General features: G+C 72.0%; 2 protein-coding genes. Both read right to left on the reverse strand.

What is annotated here, in order from left to right; genetic code table 11:
• Positions 1-71 precede the first annotated feature (71 nt).
• On the reverse strand, positions 72-1,037 hold the full coding sequence (locus tag LIG30_RS02380) for an LpxL/LpxP family acyltransferase (RefSeq protein ID WP_038709348.1): 966 nt from the start codon (positions 1,035-1,037) through the stop codon (positions 72-74).
• Entirely contained in the window at positions 1,034-2,773 is a 1,740-nt protein-coding gene (locus tag LIG30_RS02385; RefSeq protein WP_038709349.1) for an AMP-binding protein, read from the reverse strand. Before LIG30_RS02385 ends, LIG30_RS02380 begins: the two co-directional genes overlap by 4 nt.
• Between the last annotated feature and the right edge of the window lie 151 nt (positions 2,774-2,924).

Consider the following 2,924-nt stretch of genomic DNA (forward strand, 5'->3'; position numbering starts at 1 on the left):
GCCGTCGCGACGGCGAATGCGCACAGGCGCGACAGGCAGGGGCGCGGGAGTCGGCGTGATGCGGTCATGCGTCAGGAATCCTTGGTGACGGGCAGGTCGGCGCACGCGGGGGCGTCGTCGCGGCGGCGCGCGCCGGCATCCTGCCAGAAATCGAAGTAGTTGAACCAGTTGTATGGCGCGGCGCGGCAGTAGCGTTCGAGCAACTCGACGTAGCGCGCGAGCGCGGCCTGCACCGCGGCGGCGCGCGCGTCGCGCCGCACGCCCGAGAAATCGGCGAGCGGCTCGAAATGAATGTCGTAGCGATTGCCGCCGCGATACAGGCCGGTCATGAAGATCACCGGCCGCCCGAGCATCGCCGCCATGTGGAGCGGGCCGAGCGGAAACGCCGCCGGCGCGCCGAGAAAATCCATGCGCTGCGTCGATGCGTCGGCGCCGCGCAGCAGCGTGCGGTCGGCGAGCATGCCGATCATGCTGTTGCTGTCGAGATGCTCGCGCACCTTCAGCATCGCATCGACGCGCCCGAGCCCGATGACTTCGGGTGTGGCGGCGGGATTGACGGCGGCGAGCGCCGCGTTGATCTTGCGCGCGTTCTCCTCGTACATCGTGATCACGACGCGCAGGTTCGGCCGGGTGCGGCCGAGCGCGCGGATCACCTCGAAGCTGCCGAGATGCGCGCCCATCAGGAGCGCGCCCCGCTCGCCGGCAAGCGCATTCTCGACGAACGCCTCGCCGTGCACGCGGATGTCGAACAGGTCGAAGCGCTCGTTCATCAGGTAGACGCGGTCGTGGATCGTCGTCGCGAACGTGAACACGTGCCGGTACACGTCGCGCCAGCGCGCGGGACGGCCGAGCACGCGGCGCAGATAGTCGCGCGACGCGCCGCATGCCGCTGGCGAAAACAGCACGAAATACGTGGCGATCAGATGCAGCACGAGACGGCCGGCGGGCCGCCCGAAGCGCAGCGACAGCCAGGTCATCACGCGCAGCAGTGCGAGGTTGCTGCGTTCCTGGCGCTGGGCCCATCCGGTGCGCTTCATGGCTGTGCCGTGTCCTGCGTGGCGGGCGGTGCGGACAGCACGCCGCTCGCCACCTCGCGTTCGCCCGCGCGCACCGTGAAACGGATCGCGCCGCCTGCCGTCGCGTCGAACGCGAGCGCGAGCGATTCGCCGGGCGCGGCGGGGCTCGGGAATTTGGCCGAGCCGAGCCGCCATGCGTCGAACGGCCGGCCGAGCGCCGCGCCGATCGCGCTGATCGCATGGTCGAGCAGCACCACGCCCGGCACGATCGGGCGCCCGGGGAAATGACCGGCCAGCGCGGGATGGTCGGCGCCGATCGTGAAGCGCATCGCGCGCATGCCGGCTGCGCCGGCGTCGCGCGCGTGCCGCGCGACGAGTGCCGCGAGCACGTCGCGCGGCAGTTTGCCGGTCTCGTTACGCGGCAGCGCATCGACGAACAGCAGCGGGCGCGGCATGAACGCGGCGTCGATCCGCTCGCGCAGCGCGCGGAGCAGGTCGGCGGCCGGCACGTCCGGCGCGACGACGAGCGCGACGAGGCGCGTGACCGGCTCGCCGCCTGCGTCGCGCGCGCCCGGCGCGTCGTCGTCGGGCATGAAGAACACGCCGTCTGCGACGCCCGGTATCGCGTTGAGCTGGTGGTTCAGGTAGCCGAGCGAGGTTCGCTTGCCGGCGATGTTGACGAGATCGGCCTTGCGTCCGTGCATCAGGAAATGGGCGTCGTCGAGCGGTTCGAGCGCGTCGCCCATCGGCACCGGCGTCTCGACGTGGCCGCCCGACACCCAGAACGACGGCCCGCTGTCGTCGTCGTGCGCGCCGGCGCGCGCTTCAAGCCGGATGTCCGGGAAGAGGTGCCAGGTCGCGCCCTCGGCGGTCCGCCGCGTCGCGATCTGGCCGGTCTCGGTGCTGCCGTAGATTTCGATCAGCGGCGCGGCCAGCCGCGCCTCGGCCTCGCGCGCGAGCTTTTCCGACAGCGGCGCGGTGGCCGACAGCACGAGCGATGCGGGCGGCAGCGCGTGCCCGGACGACAGCAGCGCGCGCAGATGGATCGGCGACGTGACCAGCACGCGCGGCTGCGGCACCGCGTCGAGCTCCGCGCGGATGTCGACCGGATAGAACGGCTGCCGGTTGCTGAACGCGAGGCCGCCGATCAGCGCGAGCAGCACGGTCGACTCGAACCCGTACATGTGCTGCGGCGGCACCGTGCCGACCAGCGTGCACGGGGGCGCGCCGGCGCCGACGAGGCCCAGGCGCGCCGCCGACGCGCGCACGCTTTCGACGAGAAACCCCCAGGTCTTGCGGTGCGGCACCGGCGTGCCGGTCGAGCCCGACGTGAACACGTACGCCATGATCCGCGCCGCGTCGATCAGCGGCACGCCGGCCAGCGTGCTGTCGCCGGCGCGGCCGGGTTCGACCTCCGCCGCGGGCTCGGGGTAGCGGAAGCGCGGCAGGTCGATCGCGCAGTCGGGCGAATCGTGCACGCAGATTGCATCGGGCGCGAACGCCGCGAGCTGGCGCACCATCTCCGGCGTATGCGTCGACGGCAGCAGGCTGATCCTGCCGGCGACGAGCGTTGCGCACAGGCTGACCGTGAAGCGGTAGCGGTCGCGGCACACGTTGAACACGTGGCCGCCGGCCGGCAGCGCGGCGGCCACCCGTGCGACATCCGCGAGAAACGCGCGCACCGGTACGGGCACGCCGTCGCGCCAGGCGATGACCTGGTCGGGCGACGAATGGAACACCAGCGGATAACTCGTCATGACTTCAGCCAAAACGAAAGCGGCGTGCCGGTGACGCGGGCGGGCCGCGCGTCGCGAAACGTGGATGCCTGGTTCATGGCGCCGGCTCCGCGCGCGCCTGCGTCGACTGCCGGTACGCGCGAATCGCGTCGAGCATGCGTGCCGGCGCTTC

Source organism: Burkholderia sp. lig30 (assembly GCF_000687455.2).
In the GTDB taxonomy this organism is placed as follows: domain Bacteria; phylum Pseudomonadota; class Gammaproteobacteria; order Burkholderiales; family Burkholderiaceae; genus Burkholderia.